The organism is Clostridium sardiniense, assembly GCF_016907995.1.
Lineage (GTDB): Bacteria > Bacillota > Clostridia > Clostridiales > Clostridiaceae > Clostridium > Clostridium sardiniense.
Genome location: NZ_JAFBDA010000018.1, coordinates 17,005 through 37,273, shown reverse-complemented (window position 1 = coordinate 37,273; position 20,269 = coordinate 17,005). Strand labels below are relative to the sequence as shown.

Annotated in this window: 20 protein-coding genes; 19 read left to right on the top strand and 1 reads right to left on the bottom strand. The window is 27.4% G+C overall.

The window, feature by feature from the left end:
* The first annotated feature begins 114 nt into the window (after positions 1 to 114).
* The 5 genes from JOC62_RS13655 (at position 115) to JOC62_RS13635 (ending at position 4,915) form a co-directional block, all read left to right on the top strand.
* The gene (locus JOC62_RS13655) at positions 115 to 294 is read left to right on the top strand and encodes a hypothetical protein (RefSeq protein ID WP_204595837.1); all 180 of its coding nucleotides are present in this window, start codon (positions 115 to 117) and stop codon (positions 292 to 294) included.
* A gap of 415 nt (positions 295 to 709) precedes the next feature.
* On the top strand, positions 710 to 1,411 hold the full coding sequence (locus JOC62_RS13650; RefSeq protein WP_204595836.1) for a DUF975 family protein: 702 nt from the start codon (positions 710 to 712) through the stop codon (positions 1,409 to 1,411).
* 183 nt (positions 1,412 to 1,594) lie between these two features.
* The gene (locus JOC62_RS13645; RefSeq protein ID WP_204595835.1) at positions 1,595 to 2,176 is read left to right on the top strand and encodes a M10 family metallopeptidase C-terminal domain-containing protein; all 582 of its coding nucleotides are present in this window, start codon (positions 1,595 to 1,597) and stop codon (positions 2,174 to 2,176) included.
* A gap of 160 nt (positions 2,177 to 2,336) precedes the next feature.
* Positions 2,337 to 4,271, top strand: coding sequence for a P-loop NTPase fold protein (locus tag JOC62_RS13640; protein WP_204595834.1), 1,935 nt, complete (start codon positions 2,337 to 2,339; stop codon positions 4,269 to 4,271).
* 98 nt (positions 4,272 to 4,369) lie between these two features.
* On the top strand, positions 4,370 to 4,915 hold the full coding sequence (locus JOC62_RS13635; RefSeq protein WP_204595833.1) for a hypothetical protein: 546 nt from the start codon (positions 4,370 to 4,372) through the stop codon (positions 4,913 to 4,915).
* A 20-nt stretch (positions 4,916 to 4,935) separates the two neighbouring features.
* On the opposite strand, the gene JOC62_RS13630 is transcribed toward JOC62_RS13635, so the two are convergent.
* Positions 4,936 to 5,286, bottom strand: a complete 351-nt coding sequence (locus JOC62_RS13630) for a helix-turn-helix domain-containing protein (protein ID WP_204595832.1) — start codon at positions 5,284 to 5,286, stop codon at positions 4,936 to 4,938.
* Between the two features lie 212 nt (positions 5,287 to 5,498).
* On the opposite strand from JOC62_RS13630, the gene JOC62_RS13625 reads away from it, so the two are divergent.
* The 14 genes from JOC62_RS13625 to JOC62_RS13560 all read left to right on the top strand — a co-directional run bounded on the left by JOC62_RS13625 (position 5,499) and on the right by JOC62_RS13560 (position 20,237).
* On the top strand, positions 5,499 to 5,807 hold the full coding sequence (locus tag JOC62_RS13625) for a hypothetical protein (RefSeq protein WP_204595831.1): 309 nt from the start codon (positions 5,499 to 5,501) through the stop codon (positions 5,805 to 5,807).
* Positions 5,808 to 5,821: 14 nt separating this feature from the next.
* Positions 5,822 to 6,058, top strand: coding sequence for a hypothetical protein (locus JOC62_RS13620; RefSeq protein ID WP_204595830.1), 237 nt, complete (start codon positions 5,822 to 5,824; stop codon positions 6,056 to 6,058).
* Between the two features lie 90 nt (positions 6,059 to 6,148).
* Positions 6,149 to 7,585, top strand: a complete 1,437-nt coding sequence (locus JOC62_RS13615; RefSeq protein WP_204595829.1) for a hypothetical protein — start codon at positions 6,149 to 6,151, stop codon at positions 7,583 to 7,585.
* A gap of 175 nt (positions 7,586 to 7,760) precedes the next feature.
* On the top strand, positions 7,761 to 8,561 hold the full coding sequence (locus tag JOC62_RS13610) for a hypothetical protein (RefSeq protein ID WP_204595828.1): 801 nt from the start codon (positions 7,761 to 7,763) through the stop codon (positions 8,559 to 8,561).
* Positions 8,562 to 8,650: 89 nt separating this feature from the next.
* Complete coding sequence (locus JOC62_RS13605) at positions 8,651 to 9,442, top strand: phage antirepressor (RefSeq protein ID WP_204595827.1); 792 nt, start codon at positions 8,651 to 8,653, stop codon at positions 9,440 to 9,442.
* A gap of 774 nt (positions 9,443 to 10,216) precedes the next feature.
* Entirely contained in the window at positions 10,217 to 10,360 is a 144-nt protein-coding gene (locus JOC62_RS13600; protein ID WP_204595826.1) for a hypothetical protein, read from the top strand.
* A gap of 266 nt (positions 10,361 to 10,626) precedes the next feature.
* On the top strand, positions 10,627 to 10,830 hold the full coding sequence (locus tag JOC62_RS13595) for a hypothetical protein (protein WP_204595825.1): 204 nt from the start codon (positions 10,627 to 10,629) through the stop codon (positions 10,828 to 10,830).
* A gap of 1 nt (position 10,831) precedes the next feature.
* The gene (locus JOC62_RS13590) at positions 10,832 to 11,377 is read left to right on the top strand and encodes a hypothetical protein (RefSeq protein ID WP_204595824.1); all 546 of its coding nucleotides are present in this window, start codon (positions 10,832 to 10,834) and stop codon (positions 11,375 to 11,377) included.
* 66 nt (positions 11,378 to 11,443) lie between these two features.
* Positions 11,444 to 11,989, top strand: a complete 546-nt coding sequence (locus JOC62_RS13585) for a hypothetical protein (protein WP_204595823.1) — start codon at positions 11,444 to 11,446, stop codon at positions 11,987 to 11,989.
* Positions 11,976 to 12,407, top strand: coding sequence for a hypothetical protein (locus JOC62_RS13580; protein WP_204595822.1), 432 nt, complete (start codon positions 11,976 to 11,978; stop codon positions 12,405 to 12,407). The genes JOC62_RS13585 and JOC62_RS13580 overlap by 14 nt, the downstream gene beginning before the upstream one ends.
* Before the next feature lie 11 nt (positions 12,408 to 12,418).
* The gene (locus tag JOC62_RS13575) at positions 12,419 to 14,107 is read left to right on the top strand and encodes a phage tail tape measure protein (protein WP_204595821.1); all 1,689 of its coding nucleotides are present in this window, start codon (positions 12,419 to 12,421) and stop codon (positions 14,105 to 14,107) included.
* Between the two features lie 383 nt (positions 14,108 to 14,490).
* Positions 14,491 to 14,742, top strand: coding sequence for a phage tail tape measure protein (locus tag JOC62_RS13570; RefSeq protein ID WP_243425079.1), 252 nt, complete (start codon positions 14,491 to 14,493; stop codon positions 14,740 to 14,742).
* Between the two features lie 432 nt (positions 14,743 to 15,174).
* Positions 15,175 to 16,284 carry a hypothetical protein gene (locus JOC62_RS13565; RefSeq protein WP_204595819.1) on the top strand — a complete coding sequence of 370 codons (1,110 nt, stop codon included), beginning with the start codon at positions 15,175 to 15,177 and terminating at the stop codon, positions 16,282 to 16,284.
* 56 nt (positions 16,285 to 16,340) lie between these two features.
* On the top strand, positions 16,341 to 20,237 hold the full coding sequence (locus JOC62_RS13560; protein WP_204595818.1) for a hypothetical protein: 3,897 nt from the start codon (positions 16,341 to 16,343) through the stop codon (positions 20,235 to 20,237).
* The last annotated feature ends 32 nt before the right edge of the window (positions 20,238 to 20,269 follow it).

Here is a 20,269-nt window from a genome sequence, read left to right as displayed (position 1 = left end):
AACAAGTGTACAAGCTAGGTTATTTTCTATGGAATAATCTATTAAAACAATCGTGAAATATTGAAAATAAAGAGATGAAATGTAAAAGTATTAAGAAAAAGGGAGTTGATTAATATGGCAACAATTTCATTTATGACAGATTCAGTTATTGATAATAAATCTGCTGATATTTTAATATCTCAAATAGAAAAAGCAAAAAGAATGCCTAGTAAGAAGTCTAGCATTGATATAGAGGAAAATATGAGAGAAGGTAGAATGCTATTAGCAATGTTATTATCCAAGCGTCAGAAATAATAGAAGCTGTTTAAAAAGAACTTAGTGAATAGATAAACTAGGTTTTTTTTATATGAAAATATGGATTTAGTTTATGTTAAATAACATTTAACATAATTTTACAAAGTAAGTATTTAAAAGTTTGTTCTCTAATAGTATAATAATAAGTGAAATAAACAAAAAATGTAAATCTTATTTAAGAGGTTCTGTTGAATCGATCTATTGCTTTATGTTTATTATTCAAGCATAGGCAGGATTCTAGCTGGTAAAACAGGCAGTATTAAAAAGGAGTGGTTAATTACTGCTCCTTTTTTATGAAATAATTTGAATGGTATTAAATCATATATATTCTAGATGTAAACAATTAATGAATTACATTGAATACTTGTAATAACTTTCTTATAATGTAAAAGAATTTAATTACAGGGGGAAACATATGACAAATAAACAAATAAGAGAACAATCAAGATTAGATTTACAAGGGAAGTGGCTAAAATTAGCTTTATTTACGTTGATAACTTTTGCAATAACAATTGCAGCTAGATATTTTACTGATGATTTTAATTTTCATTTATTAATAAGCTTAGCTATAAATGCAATTGTGGGGACTTTTTACAAAGCATTTTATATTAACTTTTATAAGACTAAAGAGATTGATTTAAAAAAGGGATTTCCTAATATAAAAGTTTTTTTAAGATATTTTGGGCTTTATTTATTATTGTGTGCAGTTCTTATTATAATAACTTTAATAATATTTTTCTTATCAGCTTTAGGTTTTATAGGAGTTGCTATGGCAATTGATTTTAATAATTTATTTAATCTAGGTAACCTAGGTAATATTTTACCTTCATTAATTATTATATATATAGGTATTATAATTATATTTATATTTATAGTATTGTTTTATTTTGCTGCACCATTTTTAGTTGTTCAAGGTAATGGTGTATTTAAAAGCATAGGAGACTCTATAAGGCTTATGAGAGGTAAAAAATGGAGATTGTTTAAGCTACAACTTTCATTCATAGGATGGGGAATCTTATCAGTATTATCATTAGGAGTAGGACTTCTATGGTTAGTTCCATATTATTGTGAATCTATAATTACATTCTATTTTAAAGTGGTAATGGAAGAAGAATAACAATACATATTGAGAATCTAGTGTACAAACTAGGTTCTTTTTTATGGGAAAAATTGAATGGTATTAAAGCAGATACTTTATAGAATTAATTGATTCTATATGTAAACAGTTGATGAAGTATATTGAATATTTGTAATAGTTTTCTTATAATGTAAAAGGATTTAATTATAGGGGGAAATACAAATGAATAAGAAAAAAATAATTAGTGTTTTAATTTCAATGTTACTTTTAATGAGTCTGGTTGCTGGATGTAGCTCTAGTAAAAAGAATTCTAATGATGGTAATAATGCTTCTAAAAGTGAAGCAAATGATGAAAGCACAGTAAAAGAAAATGTAAAGAATTTTGAAAAAGGTAGTAAGTTAGATGTAGACGGTTTAAAAATCACAGTGAAAAATATAAAGTTTACTAATGATATATTACCTGATAAAACAGAGGGCGTATATAATCATTTTCCTGCTGATAAAGATAAAGTTTATTTAGAAATAGATACAGATATAAAAAATACTAATAAACAAGATCAGGTTGTTGAAAAGATAGGTAGAATAGAGTTAGACTATGATAACGGATATGAATATAAAGGATGGCTGATTCCAGAGGATTCTCAAACAGGATTTTCTTATGCCAATATTAAGTCTATAAAACCATTAGAGACAATGGGAATAAGATGGGCAGTAGAGTTACCAAAAGAAGTAGAAGAAACTAAAAAGCCAGTAAAAATAACATTAACAATAGGCGATGAAAAATACGTATGTAAGTTTAGATAGTTAATTAGATAAATAAATTTTAAGAGCATCATTGATTGATGTTCTTTTTTATGGAATAATTTGCTTATGTTTATATTGATATATTTCCTTAATTGTATGGATATAGTATTATATTTATTGAGATATTGTACTTATTTAAACAAAGAAAGGAACATATGAGATGAATGGACAAGGTTATTTAAATGATAATGAAATTGTTGAGGTAGTTAAAGATTATATTAATAATGATATATATAATCACGCTATCTTAATTGATGGTGAATGGGGCTGTGGTAAGACATATTTCATAAAAGAAAAACTAATTAAAGATTTGGAACAATATGAGGAAAGTAAGAAAAGTGAAAATTATATTCCAAAGAAAGTTATATATGTATCTTTATATGGGATAAAGTCAGGCGAAGAGATATCAAATATTATATATGCTAATATTATAAATAATAAAAATGGAAAAACTAAAAAAATTTTAGGATCACTAGCTGGTTTAGGATCAGATTTTATCAAGAGTAAGGGAATAGATATTAATAATTTAAAAGATATATTGGAATGTATATGTAGTTTAGAAAATTATATATTGATTTTTGATGATTTAGAACGTTGTAATTGTGATATTAATGAGGTATTGGGATATATAAATAACTTTGTTGAGCATGATGGGATTAAAGTTATATTAGTTGCCAATGAAAAAGAAATTGGAAAATGTAATGAAGAAAAGAATTTAGAGCTTAAGTATATGTTGGCTTGTAATGAGAGAATAGAGTTTAAAGAATTAGAAAATAAGAATTTAGAAAGTAATGCATTCACAGATTATAGTAAAGGAAATTGTAAAATAAATATAGATGAGTTAAGGGAAAGAGCTATATTTATTTTTAATCAAAATATAATTTATGAGAAGATAAAAGAAAAATTAATAGGTGCAACAATAAGGTATTATCCGGATTTAAGAGAAGTAAAGATAAGTTTAATTAATAAGTATATAGAAGACAATAATCTTAAAAATATATTAATAGGCAATATAGAATTAAACATTAAATACGAAGAAAAACAAAATCATATTAATTTTAGAACATATGAACTTTTCTTATTTAAAATTAGTAAATTAAATGATATTATAAAAGCATTTAACTATGAGGAATACAGTAGTTTAATAAAGAGTATAGGTGATTATTGCTTTAAAGTCTGTGTTATATATAAATCTGGGATATATAAGAATCAGTGGGGAAAGGAGAACTTGTATGGTTATATTTCAATTGATCCGAATTCAGGGATGTTTGAAGGTGAATATGGATATAAATTTGTTGATGAATATGTTGTAAGTAATAGGTTGGATATTGAAAAAATAAGATTTACATTAGATAGTTATTTATATGAAAAACTACAAGATGAGGATCCGTTAAATGTTTATTGCTATTATTGGTTATTTAATGAAGAAGAAATTAGGAATGCATGTTTTGAAATTATCACTCTTTTAAAAAATAAAAAATATAGTATAAATTTTTTTCCAAGGATACTTTCATATTTCTTAATGCTAAAAAGCATAGGATTTAACAAAGAAATGGTTGAAGAAGTTAAAAAAATCATGCTAGATATAATAGATAAATATGAGGGCAAAGCCATTTATCTAGATTTATATAATCAACCTATAAATGAAGAGATTAGGGATGAATATAATAAAATTATAAAGAAAATTAAAGAAGTTTTAGATAATAAAAATACTATAATAAAAAATAAAGAAATAAATGATTATTTAGGTGATAATGAATTATGGGGCGAAAATATATATTTTTATGTAAGAACTTGTAATAATATATTAATTAGTGATAATGAGTTTATAAATAAGTTTGATATTAGTAAGCTAGTTAATAGAATTAGATCATCCAACGCAAAAAATATTTATAATTTGTTTCTTTCTATTAAATTTGTATATAATTTTGATAATATAAGGGAATTTTATTCTAAGGATATAGAAAAAATTAAAGAACTCATAGATTCTTTATATGGGGTTATTTCAGAAGAAAAAGATTTGATTAAGATAAGTAATTTAAAAATCTTGTTAGATTTTCTAAATGAAAAATATTTAAGGTTAAATGGAGAGTAGTATTAGCTACTCCTCTTTTATGGAATAATTTGCTTATAATTATGATGGATTGTATAATGTAAGTATATTTTTAACAAAAGAATAGGGAGTGTAGGTAGATGGTAATATTTCTAATATTGGTTGCTATATTTATTGTTTTGTCATGTATATCAGTAAGTAAAGATCATAAGAAAAAAATAGAAGGTTATGAAAAGCAGGGATTAAAATATATTGAGTTCTATGTTAATGTAAATCACTATGGAGGTTTTAAAGAATCAGGGTTCATAGAGGGCGGTAGTGCATATTTATTTGAAGATAGAGTTAGATTATATGGTGATGATATATTTATAAAGGATATTGAAGATTGTAGAATAAAGACCGAGACACAATTAGTTTCAGCTGTTTCAGCTGGTAGGGTAATAGCATTTGGTGCTTTAGGATTAGCATCAAAGAAAAAAGAAGAGATAAATAAAGATTATGTTATAATTAAATGTGAATTTAGGGGAGAAAAAACAGAATTCATACTTAGCTTCAAAGATAAAAATGGAGATTTCGTTACAAGGGTAAATAAATTAATTAAGCAATATAACTATAATGATGTCAAAAAGAAAGATAATGATGAGGAATTAGCAAACAGTATATTATATAATTATGGTGAAGAATAAAATATATATAAATTAAGAAGCTATTTGATAGCTTCTTTTTTATTGAGTATTTTTTCTATAAAGTTATTAATTAAAACTTTCATATCTTCATCCAATTGAAGATATAAATGAATAAATTCAGCTAAATCATCATCTACCTCATAAGTTTTAGAAATAATATTTATAATATCCTTATTTTCACCGTTAATAAGAGTATTCACGTCTACATTTAAAGCCAAAGCTATCTTAGATAAAGTTTCAGTTCTAGGATTGACATTTTTACCACTTTCTATCTCACTTATGGTGCTTGCACCTACTTTAGACTTAATAGATAATTCTTTTAATGTTAATCCATTGATTTTTCTAAAATGTTTTAAATTATCTGAAAGCATAAAATCACCTCTATGATATTATAACATAAAGTTCGGAATAGTGAACATAATTATTTTAATTAAAAAAGTATAGAAACACGAGAACTATAGAGTATACAAGAGAAAATTCAATATCTTCATTCATTATTCCGAATAAAGATATTGAAATTCGGAATAATGAAGATTATAATAAACTCATAAGTTAAGTTCAACGAATGAAAATACATTATGAGGTGAGAGAAATGATTAACAAAGAATCTATAATCGAAGAAGTCAAAAAGAAAATAAATAACACAGAAAGTTCCGATGAACTTATAGAACTAGCAGCAATGTTGAAAGGTATGCAAAGAGAAGCTATTAAAAAAGTAGACAAATACATAGAACAAGATAAACGTGAAGTAATTTGTCTAGTAGGGACATGGAACGGAATACGTGGAGTTATAGAGAGCATAGATGGAGAAACAATAGTTGTTAGACTGGGAGCAGGACTTAAAATAACAACCTCGAAAGAACACTTTAGATATAATTTCACATTGGTATAAGGGGAGAGATAAATATGATTGATGAGATAGCTAATTTATTAAAAGAAAGCATAGGCAAAGGATTTAGATATGCAGATCTAAATGGTAGAGTAGACGGTGTTATAGAAGAAATACATATAGAAAATAAAATATTAAGTATAAATGATATCAATATTGATTTAGAGAAATATACACTTTTTAAACTATTAGATAAGAATTTAATAAGCTTTAATAGGACAAGCTTTGGAACAGCTTTGGTGTTAATAAAATAAATATAGATGATAACTGTATTTATTGATCTAAGCTGTATTGGATACATATGAAGAAAAATATATTAAATATGAATGATTGGTGATGTAATTATGGGAAGAAGAAAAACTAATGAAGAATTTAGAAAAGAATTTGAAGAGAAATATGGGGAAGAGTATATGGTATTAGAAAACTACACAAATACTCATACAAAGTTATTATTTAAGCATAATATTTGTGGAAAGGAATTTTATATGACACCAGCTAATATTTTACATGGACAGCAATGCCCGCATTGTAAGAATAAAAGATTAAGAATAAAAAATGGTATTTCCCAAGACGAATTTGAGAAAAAACTTCAACAAAAGTATCATGGAGAATACTTAGTTATAGGGGAGTATATAAATGCAAATACAAAAATATTAATAAGACACAGCTGTGGTTATGAATATCAAGTTGCTCCAAACAAAATATATAATGCAGGAAGAAAATGCCCTGTTTGTGCAAATAGAAAAATAATTAAAGGTATTAATGATATAGCTACAACACATCCACAGTTAGTTAAGTATTTTGTTAATGTAGAGGATTCTTATAAGTATAGTTACTCTAGTAGCAAGGAGGTTTTAATGGAATGCCCAGATTGTGGTTATCAAAAAATATTAAGAATAGCAGATTTAACAAATAAAAGGTTTTCATGTCCTAAGTGTTCTGACGGTATTAGTTATCCTGAAAAATTTGTATTCAATGTATTAAATCAATTAAATGTAAAGTTTCAATATCAAAAATCTAATTTTGAATGGATCCCATTAAATACAATTAATGCTCCGCAATACTATTATGATTTCTATATAGAGGGGGATAATATTTTAATAGAAGTGCAAGGAGAATTACATTATAAACAATCAAAATTTGAAAAAGCTAGATCATTGAAATTTATTAAGAAAAATGATGAAGATAAAAAGAAATTAGCTATAAAGAACAATATAAAAACATATTTACAATTGGATTGCCAAAAAAGTGATATGGAATATATTAAATATGAAATATCAAATTCAGAACTTAGTAATATATATGATTTATCTCAAATAGATTGGTTAAAGTGTCATGAATATGCTTGTTCAAGTAGAGTAAAAGAAGTCTGTGATTTTTGGAATAATGGAACTAAAGATATAAAAATTGTATCTAATTACTTTAAATTATCATGTAATACTATCCGTAACTATCTTAAGCACGGTGAGGATTTAGGGTGGAGCAACTATTCACAGTGGTGTATGCGTGAAAAAGATTATTCCTATATAAAGAAAAGTTGTAAACCTATAATATGTATAGATAACAATAGAATATTCTCAGGGTGCAATGAATTAGCAAGACAATCAGAAAGTTTATTTGGTGTAAAATTGTTACCAGGACAAATATCTATGGTTTGTAATAATAAATCAAAGCACCATAAAGGATATCATTTCAAATATATAAAAGATCTTATACAACAGGAAAGAATCAAATACAATATAGATGAGAAGTTAAAAGAGCTAGAGGAAAATAATGTGTAAATAGACTTTAGTATTAGAAAAATATATACTATTATGAGATAATTAAGGTTATTTCATAATAGTATATAAATAATTAAAAAATAATGTTGACTTAAAATTCAAGAGTAGTATAATAAAAATTGTAAGAGAGATAAAATTAATAATAAAATAATTAAAATATAAAGGTGGAATAAAAATGAAAGAAGAACAAATCGTATTATTTGAAGGAAATGAAGTAAAAGTAAAAACTGATAAAGGAGAGACATTAGTAAATTTAGTGCATACAGCTAAATGCTGTGGATTGACCCAAAAAGGAAGAAGAGAAGGTAGCACTAAAATATATTGGAGAAGTTTAAAAGATAAATTATCTAAAATAAGCGTGGTGCAAAATAGCACCCCACAAAGATACAAAGAAGAAGTTAGTTATATTTCAGATTTAATAGAGAATACTGATGATAGAAATTCAATCTTTATGAGCAGCTGGTTGAGCAAGAGACTGGCTATGGAGTGTCACTCAGAAAAAGCTATGGCTTATAAGAACTTTTTAGCAACATTGGATGAAAAAAGAGAGCATGGAGAATTATCTAATCAAGTAAATAGTAATCAACTGACTCAAATGGTAACTGAAACTATTAAAGGAGTTCTACCTACATTAATAACTGAAGTTGGTAAAACTTTCGGTGAGGTAGTAAAGGAATCGAAAAAAAATGTAGATGAGATGAAAGAAGCAATACATATTCAATCAACATTATATGATGAAGATAGAGCAGAATTAAAAAGGTTAATAGGTTTTAAAGCTGCTAATACTAAGGCAATGTCTTTAAAATTAAAGGATGTATTAGAAGAAAGATATAATAGAAAAATAAAAGCCACAGATGATGTATACATAAAGTATAAGAATAGGATTTTTAACGAATTTCATGTAAGTAAGTGGGAGGATATACCCGCTTTAAAGCAAAATTCAGTATACAGTTTTATAGAAGAATGTTTAATTTAATGATAGAAAAAAATTCAACTAACAAATTCGGACATGCACAATATGCGCATCTAATAATAAAATAATTAAAAAATAAAGGTGGTATAAAAATGAAAAATAATGAATTAGAAATTTTTAAGAATCAAGAGTTTGGAGAGGTAAGATCATTAATGATTGATGAAAAACCTTATTTTGTTGGAAAGGATATTGCAAAGTGCTTAGGCTATTCTAACCCAAGAGATGCTATATCAAGACATTGTAAAGGTGTCGTAAAACACGACAGCTTTAAAGAAGGTGGTCAAATGATTGGATTAATTCCAGAAGGTGATATCTATAGGTTAATAATAAAGTCTAAATTGCCTAAAGCTCAACAGTTTGAAAGTTGGGTTATGGATGAAGTATTACCAACAATTCGTAAACATGGTGCATATATGACTGATAATGTTTTAGAAAAAGCTGTTGAAGATCCAGATTTTATGATAGGGATATTAACTAAATTAAAAGAAGAGCAGGAAATAACTAAGAAGCAGAAAAAATTAATAGAAGACCAACAACCTAAAGTTATCTTAGCTGATAAATTCACTAATACTGACGGTTTAATAGAAATAAAAATACTATCAAAGATATTAGATATACCACATCTAGGGAGAACAAACTTATTCAAATGGATGAGAGATCAAAGTATACTAATGGAGGGTAATATTCCTTATCAAAGATATCATGATTATTTCAAAGTTGTTAAGGTATTTGGGAGAGATGGAAGATGGCACAATAAGACTATGATAAAACCTAAAGGAGTTCTTTACATAATTAAAAGATTAATAAAAGATAATAAAATTAGTAAAGAAAAATATTCTGAATTAATTAAAAAGGTTGAAAATGATATACATAATGTAGCTTAAGGTATATAAATAAAAAAATATAGCAATTTATAAGAATCCTCAAAAGGGTGCAAATGGTATTTCAAAGTACTCAAATATGTGTATAATATAAGTATAGATAAGATAATTCAAGGTTTTCGCTGTTTTACTTTAATAAACGGTCTATAGATTCAAGAGTCCCTTCGCTCTATAAATATTTGAAGGACTATAATTCAAGAGGCACTTCCCTCTATAAAAATGAAGAAGTATAATTCTGAGAGGGATTGTATAAACCGGCTGTTTTATATACAAAATGGTGTGAAAATATTGTAAAGTAATCAAATGTGAGTATAATATAGATATAAAGAATAATTAATAATTTATTTTTCAATTAGATTTTAAAAGAATATCAATTATGCAAAATTGCATATATTAATAGAGAGCAGATAACATGTGTATCTGTTGAATGTTGAAGTAAGAAGTGGTTCGTATATGCTGTTTCTTATGGAATTCTAATAGGGTTTATATGTATAACCACAAATACGATAGGCATATGCTGAAAGAAAAACATATAAGTCGGAATGGAGACTTTAAACCCATTTCCATGCCAGAGTAAACTGTGAAAAATCATATTATTAGTATAAATATAAAGAGTAATTAAGATTATAAAGTAAGGGAATTTGTAAAAATTCGCTGAAGATTATATATTAAGTAGGGGAGTTTGTAAAAGCTTGCTGAAGACTAAGCGGAGGTATAACCTCTGCTTTTTATATTATAAGGAATAATCTAGTTTATGAGATATGGTAGGAATAAAAGATGTATTATGTAACAAATATTACAGATACAAATAGTATTTTTGAGTTTGTTGGAGTAATTTTTAAGAGTAATGATATATTATCTTTTGAGAAAGAGATACAACCAAAAGAAATTGACACTAAGGAATCTGTTAAAATTAAATAATATATCATATTTTAGAACTTAGTAAAAGCTAAGTTCTTTTTTAATACAAAAATTGTTAAGAATCATAGCTAAATATTGAAAATTAGCGGATTGAATGGTATTATTATAATATAATAATTGGAAAAAGAAATATAATTGTGTAAAATAATCAAGATTAATTAAGAAATTTGACTGAAAAAAAATAAACATAATATTTACAGTTCTACAAGTTATTTGGCTAGATTAGGATAAACTAAACTTAGTTATATTAAGTTGGGGTGAGTGTTATGGATATTAAGAGATGGGATGGTCAAGTTATAGGAAAAAGGGAGTTGATTAATATGGCAGTAATGGCAAAACCAGTAGATAGGATTTTAATGATTAGAGAAGATAAAGTTGATGATTTTTTAAGTCAAAAAAGAGATAATAATATGTGGGATAAAATACAAAAAAAAGCAGAAATATTAAGAAAGAATTTAATAATTAAATAGAATGTTAGGTAAAGATATTAAATATGAAGTAATACTTTTAGATGAAAAATCTTTTAGAGAGTATGCTATTGATCAATTTGATTGTGCAAGCGAAAATATTAATACGTACATTAAAGAAACAGCTCTTAAAGATTATTTTAATAATAAAGGAGTAACTAAGATTATTATTAATTCAGATAATAAAGAGATTATAGGCTTTTATACATTATCTACAACTGCTTTGATATATGAATCAAATAATAAAAATCATTATTTACCATCAATAGAAATTAAATTTTTCGCCATAGATAAGGAATATCAAGGATTGAAATATGATGAGAGTGAAGAGGAATTAAATAATTTTAGTAATATGATGTTTTTTGATATACTAAGTTCAATACGTAAAATATCAGAAGAAGTTTGTGGTGTTCATAATATTATTTTATATTCTGTTGCTAAAGCTTATAATTTTTATAATAGGCATGGGTTTAAAGATTTTAATGAATATATGAAAAGGGATGAAGGAAAGTATATTAAAGATTGTATACCATTATATATGTTAATATAAAGAGAACGTAGCAAGTAGACAAGCTAGGTTCTTTTTTAATGCAAAAAAATAAGGAGGAAAGTTAATATGGAAGAATTATTAGAAGGAATGTATTGTTTTGAGGATGAGGAATGGGGATTCAAAGTTAAGAATCTATCCCAATCAGAGCAATTAAAAATATATAAAAAAATAGAAAAACTAAAAGCAAAAGGTAAGAAAATTACAGATGATGAATTTACACTTGAAATGTTTAAAGAGATTATTGAATGTAACGGAAAAATAAAGTTTAAGGGTATGAAAATTAAGGATTTCCAAGCATTGCTAAATTCAGAACATGTAAATGAAGTCTTTGAGGAGCTATGTTTTAATGTTGGCATGTGGGTTACTAGAATAGTTAAAAGTGGAATCAGAGAACAACTCTTACAAGTTCAAAAACAAGAAGTTGAGTTAATGAATACAGCTTTAAAATTAGCTATAAGTAATTGCTATGATACAACTTGTGGAATAGAGAGATCTGAACTAGCTAAAAAGAAAATAAATAAACAAATATCTAAAATTAAAAAGGCTGATTTTAGTGAGCTTGAAAAGCTAGTAGATAATATTGAAGAAGGAAATGACAATGGACTTCAATAATTTAAAAGATTTATATTCTGATATAAGTAAAAAACGTGAAATCATATTAGAAACATTAGGGGAAGTAGCTAGTGACGTATTAGATGAAACTATAGAAAAAGTTGTATACGATGGTGATTTTCAACCTAATTTTTATGAAAGAAGATATAAAAATAAAGGATATGGTGATAGGGAAAATATAAATACTGAAATAATTTCTCCTGGAATTATACAAATCACAAATGAGACATTAGCAAATGGTGATGAAAAGGGAGAAAGACTAGATAGCATTATAGAATATGGTGAATCTTATGGTTGGAATAGACAACCAGATGAAAGACCAGTCTTTGATATAACTAAACAAAAATTAAATCAAAGTGGAATTTTAGAAAAAGTAGTAAAAAAAGAATTGAATTTATTAGGATTTGAGACAGAGTAGGAGGTGGATAGATGGCAAATAACCCAAATATTTTAATTGGATTAAAGTTAAAAGATATTGAAGAAGTACAAAATAAATTACAAAAAGATGTAGATAAGCTAGGTAAGAAACTTAATTTATCTATTTCAAAGGTGGAATTTAAAGATGTTGATAAAGTTACTGATAAAATACAAAGACAATTAGATAAAATTTCTAAGCAATTAACAATAAATATAAAAAATCTGAAATTAGGAAATGCAGATAGTGTACTTAGAGATCTAAATAAACAGATAAAACAATCATTAAATACTCAGGATATAAAACTATCTCCAAGTTCAAACTTAAAATCAGTAAAAGGTGATTTTGAGAATATTTTAAGATATGCTACTTTAGCGAGAAATGAATTCAAACTAGTAAATGGTGAGTTAGCTAAAATGAATACTATAACTGATAAAAATGGATCAGTTAAATCTACTACTTTAACTTATAAATATGATCAAGCTAGACAAGCTGTAGAAAAGTATGGTTGGACAGTTAAAGAAGAAGGCGGTAAAGTCGTACAAGTTTTTGACTTGATATCTAAAAAGATAGTTGATAATAAGGAAAAAGCTGAGAATTCATTTTTAGCACAAGAAAGATATTTAGATAACTTGGCTATGAAATTAAATAAAGTAAGAGAGTTATCTGTAAGAGGTAATAGAACTAATGAGAATTATAATAATTCTTCTGATTTAGAGAAAATAGCTAATCTTCAAAATAGAATCAATGAATTAAAGAGTCAAGGGAATTTATTAAGTGAACAGGAGAGAAATACTCTAAATAAATCAGTTATAGAACTAGACAATTTAGTTAAGAAGGAAAGTGGATATGCTGCTGAAGTAAATAAATCTACTCAATTTTTAGAAAAACAAATATCTATCTTAACTGGTTTAAAAGAAAAAGTTAATTCAGGTTATGGTAACAAAGAAAAACAGGCACAATTAAATGTTGAACTAGAAAAACAGATAGCGCAATATCAAAGATTAATTCAAGAGAATGAGATATTAGGTAATGTTGAAAGAAATAGAATTAAAAATTCAACAAATGCAATAAAAGCAGAAACAAATGAATTGGTCGCTTATGGAAGTAAAATAAGAGGCACAATAAGAGACATAGCATCATTTGCTATAGGTGGAAGTGTTTTATTTGCAGGATTTAATACAATAAAGACTGGTATAGATAATATTATAGAGATGGACTCTGCAATGGTTAATCTGAAGAGGGTTACATCGGAAACAACAAGTACATATAAAGAATTTGAAAAACAAGCTAATAGTACAGCTATAGAAATTGGACATAGCACACAAGAAATTATTAATGCCACAGCGGATTTCGCACAAGCAGGATTCAATAAGTTCAATGAAGATAAGGAGTTAGCTAAAACATCTTTAATATATTCTAATGTTGGTGATGTTAGTAGAGAAGAAGCTACAAAATCAATGATTAGTACATTGAAAGGTTTTAACATAGAAGCTAAGGATGCATTAAGTGTTGTTGATAAATTTAATGGAGTCAGCAATTCTTTTGCAATTTCAGCTGGCGGAATTGGGGATGCATTACAGAGATCAGCTTCAGCATTACACGTTGCTGGAAATGATGTATCAGAGTCTATAGCAATGATAACAGCAGCCAACTCAGTAGTACAAGATCAAATACAGGTCGTGTTAAGTAGAAATACTTAATATAATTAGAGAGCAAAATCGGTGAATTCTAAGTCTATAAGATATGAAAATACCGAGGTAACAGGTTCTAGTAAAACTAAATTATAGTGATATAATTGATAGGTTTAAAACCCTACTGTACCGTAACGCATAGAAGGTGAAGCTATTATAATAGAATATAACCCTTCCAAGAGTGTTCTCCACGATATATTAAAGGTATATCCTAATCATTTAGATTAGCCTAACGTTAAACGAGGGTGAAAATGTATGCTAAGCTAACTATGAATTAACATAGTGTAATGGAGGAAACTCCTAGAACATAGGAATAAAAAGTCTTATGGATAATATTACTGCCAAGTAGAGTTGGTAATGGATTAAAAACAATTTCGATGAATTTAAGAGGAATGAAAAAGACTGCCGAAGGTACAAAACCAAAATTAGAGAAAATGATGAATAGTGTTACCGATGGTCAAGTTAAAATAACTCAATTAGGCAAAGATGGGAATAAAGAATTCAAAAGTACATATGATATTTTAAATGACCTTTCCAAGGTCTGGGGAAATTTAAATGACCAGCAAAAAGCAATGCTAGGTGAACAAATTGCTGGTAAACATCAGGTAACAATATGCCTTGCACGTAGAGAAATTTGCGTGTAAATCAGATTTAATTGCAGGTAATACCTAAAGCTCTAATACTACAACGTAAGGATGAAATATACCTATGCGTGAATGTTACGAAAGTAGAAAAAAGTTTAGAGATGAATATATGGTTAAATCCTAAGTATTCATAAACAATGGTTGTTCATGCAGGAAAGCTTCGAATAGAAGAATCTTCAACGACTATCCATGAGCTTTGAGATAAGCAATAGGAGTAGGGCTACAATACGCTATATAAAAGTAGTGGGTGAGAATCCCTTAAATCGAAAAGGTCTGCCCTTAACATGTAATGGTGAAGGTGAAGAAATAGTCTCAACATCTAGTGAAAGCTAGAGAAAATATTATGTTAATTTTTAATAAACTACAATAAAAAAAGATATATTTATGATATAATAAAATAAATAAAAAATAAATTTAACAAGGAGAAAAATTATGTATACATTAGAAGATATAGAATACATTTTCAATAAATATAATTTAAAATTATTGGGTAATAAAATTGGAAATAGTAAAACTAAGTTCACAGCTATAGATAAAGATGGATATTTAGCATACATATCATTAGAATTTCTTAAAATTAATAATGGTTCTTATCGATTGTGGCATAAGAGTAATCCTTATTCAATCTATAATATAAATTTATATTTAAAAAGAAATAATATAAAAACATATACTATTTCTGATGAATATATATCTTTAATAGAAAAAATGAAATGGTATTGTTCAGAATGTGGTGATATATTTGAGGTTTGCTTCCAACATATAAAGAATAATAAAAAACATTTATGTAATAAATGTTCAAAAGTCAAGGAGATAAATAATAGAAGAAATAATATAGAAGATGTAAAACGAGTTTTTATAAAAAATGGTTTTACTCCTTTATTTAAAGAGGTAGAAAGAAATGACCAAAAGGTTACTGCTTTAAATGAAGAGGGATATTTAATATATTCAACCTATAATAATGTAAAACTAGGTTTTTCTTCTTATATTGTACACCCTTCTAATCCTTATACAATATACAATGTAAAATTATATATTAAACATAATAATTTAAATTGTGAACTATTATCAGAAGAATATCATTCAAGAGATGAAAAATTAATTTTTAAATGTAAATGTGGTAATATATTTTACACAAGATGGGGTACTTTTATATCAGGAAAAAACAGATGTGATATATGTTCTAAAAGGAAATCATCTTTAGAGTATAAAACGGAATTATTTTTAAAGGAAAATAATATTAAATATAAATATCAATATAAAAATAAGGAATGTAAACTCAAAAGGGCATTGCCAATAGATTTTGCACTATTTAAAGAATCTAAAATAGTTGGTCTTATAGAAACTGATGGTAGTCAGCATTTTAGCAAAATAGACGTCTTTGGAGGAGAAGAAAGATTTAAACATCAACAAAATATAGATAAAATAAAAGATGATTTCGCAAAAAGAAATAATATACCAATGCTAAGAATACCTTATTGGGAATTCAAAGATGAAGACTATAAAGATATACTTAATAATTTTATTAAAAACATAATATAAATATTTAACTTTAGCGTGGTTAAATAGAAGATAATGCAAATGTATTCTTTAGCATAATGGAAAATGCTAAAGATTTAGAAAAAGTAAAAGAGAAATCCAATAACAGCATTAATTCAGCCCAACTAGAACAAAAAGCATATATGGACAGTCTTAAAGGAAAGATTAATGCACTAAAAGAAACATGGAAAGGTCTTACTATGGATCTCGCAAATACAGATTTTCTTAAAGGCATGATAGGCGGAGCTACAGGAGTTCTTAATGTTGTGAAGAAATTAGTTGATACATTTGGAGCGCTTCCGTCGATATTAGCATCTGTAACAGCTGGGTTCATGTTATTTTCAGATAAATTCAGAAAGAGAATAGAAGAAAATGTCTGGGGAATGGATAAGTTAAAAGGTAAATTTGATGAAATGATCAAAAAACGCCAAGATAAGATAATTGATATTCAGGGTGAAAGAAATGCCGATGGAACAATAAAACAAGCAGGAGCAATTGATAAACTTAGTCAATCATATAAGAATGGTGAAAAATCAGTAATAAGTTATGGAACTTCTATGATAGCGTTACAAGGTAAACTAGCGGCTACTAAAGTAGCGATGATAGCAACTAGAGGAGCAGCACTTTTATTAGAATCAGCTTTAAGTTTTGGAATAGCCCTAATAGCCTCATTTGTCATAGAAAAGGCCATTGAAGGATTTAGTAAATTACAAAAATCAATTCATATGACAAAAAGTCAGCTTGCAGATTTTAATGCAGAATATATTAAAAATGCTGATGCTTCATCAAAGCAAATAAATGAAGCAGAAAATAATTTAAGCAAGATGGAAAAAATAAAGCAACAAATGGCTGATACCAAAAATGAACAAGAAAGAGCTGAGTTGCAAAAACAATTAATTGATTTACAAAGGCAGATGGCTGATACTTTCCCAGAAACATATACAGGATTAGATAAAGAAGGAAAGAAACTAGCTACAAATAATGAAATAATTAGACAACAAATAGATTTAAAGAAAGAAGCAGCAAGAACTGATGCATTAGATTTCTTTAAGAAGAACAAAAGCCTTGAGAAAGATTTGCAAGGTTATAAAAAGCAAGTAAAAGAGTTTAAAGATCTTCAAAAAGATTTAGAAAATGGTGAAACAGTTAAAGCAATATCTAAAACTGGCAATGGTCGTGCGGTTGCATGGGCTAGACAAGGCACTGATGACTTGAAAAAGATGCAGAAAGAAATGTCTGATACTGCTCAAAAGGCTGAAGGTTTGAGACAGGCTATACAAGCCTATAGGAGTGCTGGAAAAACCGACTATGACATAAATAATATAGCTGGATTTAATGCTGTAGGTGCATTGAAAGATTATGAGAATTCATTAAAAGATGTAAATAAATCAAGTGAAGAAGCTAAAGGTGGAACAAATGATTTTGGGAACGGATTAATGGATCTTCAAGATAAAGCAGAACAAACTGAGAAACAAATAAAATCTTTAAAAGATGCATTCGATGGATTTGCATCAGAGGAAAAAGTAATTAAAGATGCAATGGATGAATTTCAGAAGACTGGTAAGTTAAGTGAAGATATGATATCTAAGATATTAGGAACTAATGATAATAAACTTATTGCTTCATTAGGTGATGCGAATTCTATGCTAAGTGTAATGAAAGGAAGACTTAGAGATGTAGGTAAAGAAAAGATTAATGCTTATCATAGTGCTGTTGATGAAGCAGTTATAGCTCAACAAAGAGAGAATAGTGTAGCAGCTCAAGGTGCTAATAATAGGTCACAAATAGCACAGGATGAAGCAAATAATAAAAATAGTACATATAATGATGATGTTAATAACCAGACTACAGCAGAGGACAATAAAACTCAAAATGCAGCTGTAGGTGCTAATAATAGATCAGGAATAACTAATAATGAAATAAATAATAAATCTGGTTCATATGCTACAGACGTAGGAAATCATAGCAATGCAGAAGGTACAAAAGGGCAAAATGCAGCGTCGACTAGTGATTTTATATTTGCAAGATATAATAATCTAGTTAATGGACTTGGAGTAGGATATGGAACTGATGTAACAAATCATGGAAATGCAGGAGATGCAAAAGGAGAAAAAACATCTGGAGTAGTTAACTCAATTGTCGGTATGCACGACCAAATGGCTAATAACCTTAGCGGTGTATATGGCACAGATGTAACTAATTATAGTAATGCATTATCTAGTAAGTTAAGTGCTACATCACAATTTGTAAGCCAAACAATGAGAATGTATAACAGTTTAAAACCAGGACAAGAAATGAAAATTGGTGATACTAAGGTTTATTCCGCAGGAGATCCAAGAGGTATTTGGTTATTAGCTGATGCTGAAGCACATAGACAAGAGAAAGAAAGGGAAAAAGTCGGGCCATTAAGAGATGGAGGTGGCGGGTTTACTCCAATACAAGGAGATTCATCTTATACTCCTATATCATCAAATTATAGTCCTAGAAGTTCAGGCGGAGGACGAAGAAGTTCATATAAACCAAAGAAGAGTTCCTATAAGCCAAGTAAGTCTAGTTCTGGAGGTGGTGGTAAAGGTAGCTCAGGAAAAAGTTCATCTTCGACTAATTCAGTAAACATAGAAGATATCGATGAAAAGATAGATAGATACAAATCTTTACAAGATGCGCTTAATGATGTAAATAATGCTTTAGATGAAAATGCAACTCGTGAAGAGTTAGCTAACAATAAAGATAGAATAAAATATATAAACAATGAGATAGGATTATATAGAAAAAAGAAAAATGCTATAGATGATATCATTGGTGCAAAACAAAAAGAAGCAAGAGAATTAGAAAGACAACTTAATTCCAAGGGATTACATGCCCACAATGGAGACATTGATAACTATACCAAAGCTTTAGAAGATGCAAAGGCTAGAGTAAATAGAATGGCTAATACAGATAAATCTAAAGAAAAAGCTAAGAAAGACTTCAAAGAACTAGAAGACGCAGCTAATAGATATTTTGAATTAACTTCATCTGAATTACCAAAATTAAAAAAGGAATGGATAGAAGTTGATAAAGCAATAAAAGATAGCAGAAAGAAATTTATTGATATGATGGCTGATACTGAAAGACAAGTAACAGAAGTTATAAAAAATGAAATAGAAAATCGTAAGAAGGCTTGGGAAAAGGAAACTGATAAGAGAAGAGAAGAAGTCCAAAAGCAAAAAGATTTATATGATAACAAAAACAAAAATGAAGATTTTGAAGAAGAATTAGCAGAAAAGCAAAAGAAATTACATGAAATAAATTCTAAAATAGAATCAGTTAGAAGAGATTTAAGTGCTGAAGGTCAATCCAAATTAAAAGATTATCTAAAGGAACAAGAAGATGCTCAAAAGGATCTTAATAAGTTTATTAGAGATAAACAAAGAGAAGATGCAGATAAAGCATTTGACGACCAGATGGATAAAATAGATAAGATAAAGGATGAAAAGGAAAAGGCATTAGATGAAAACTATACTGATGATAAAATTGCAGAATTAGCAAAAGGTATGATTCAAAAAGGTTTTGTAGAAATAGAAGGACATGTTATTAAGCTAAGAGATGCTATTAGTGGTTATTATAAGGATCAAGGTGAATTATTTGCAGATTCTTCATTGAAAATGCAAGAGTTCATTGATAAGTTGGAAGCTACTAAGAACTTATATTCAGAGTTAAATAAAATGAATAAGGACTTAGGAGTTCAAGATATTAATAGAATAAATAACGCTGGAAGAACAGTGATTGAAATGCCTAAAATACCAGTGCCTATATCAATGATGGCAATGCCAGCAAGTAAAAACATTGATATCAAATCAGATTTACATATAGGGACTTTAAATGAAAGCAAGCCAGAAGATGTTAGAAAAATGCTTGATGAGAATAACAGAGAACTCATGAAGAAGATAAGAGAAGAAAATGGAATATATTAATTAAATTTAAGGAGGGTTCAAAGGACTCTCCT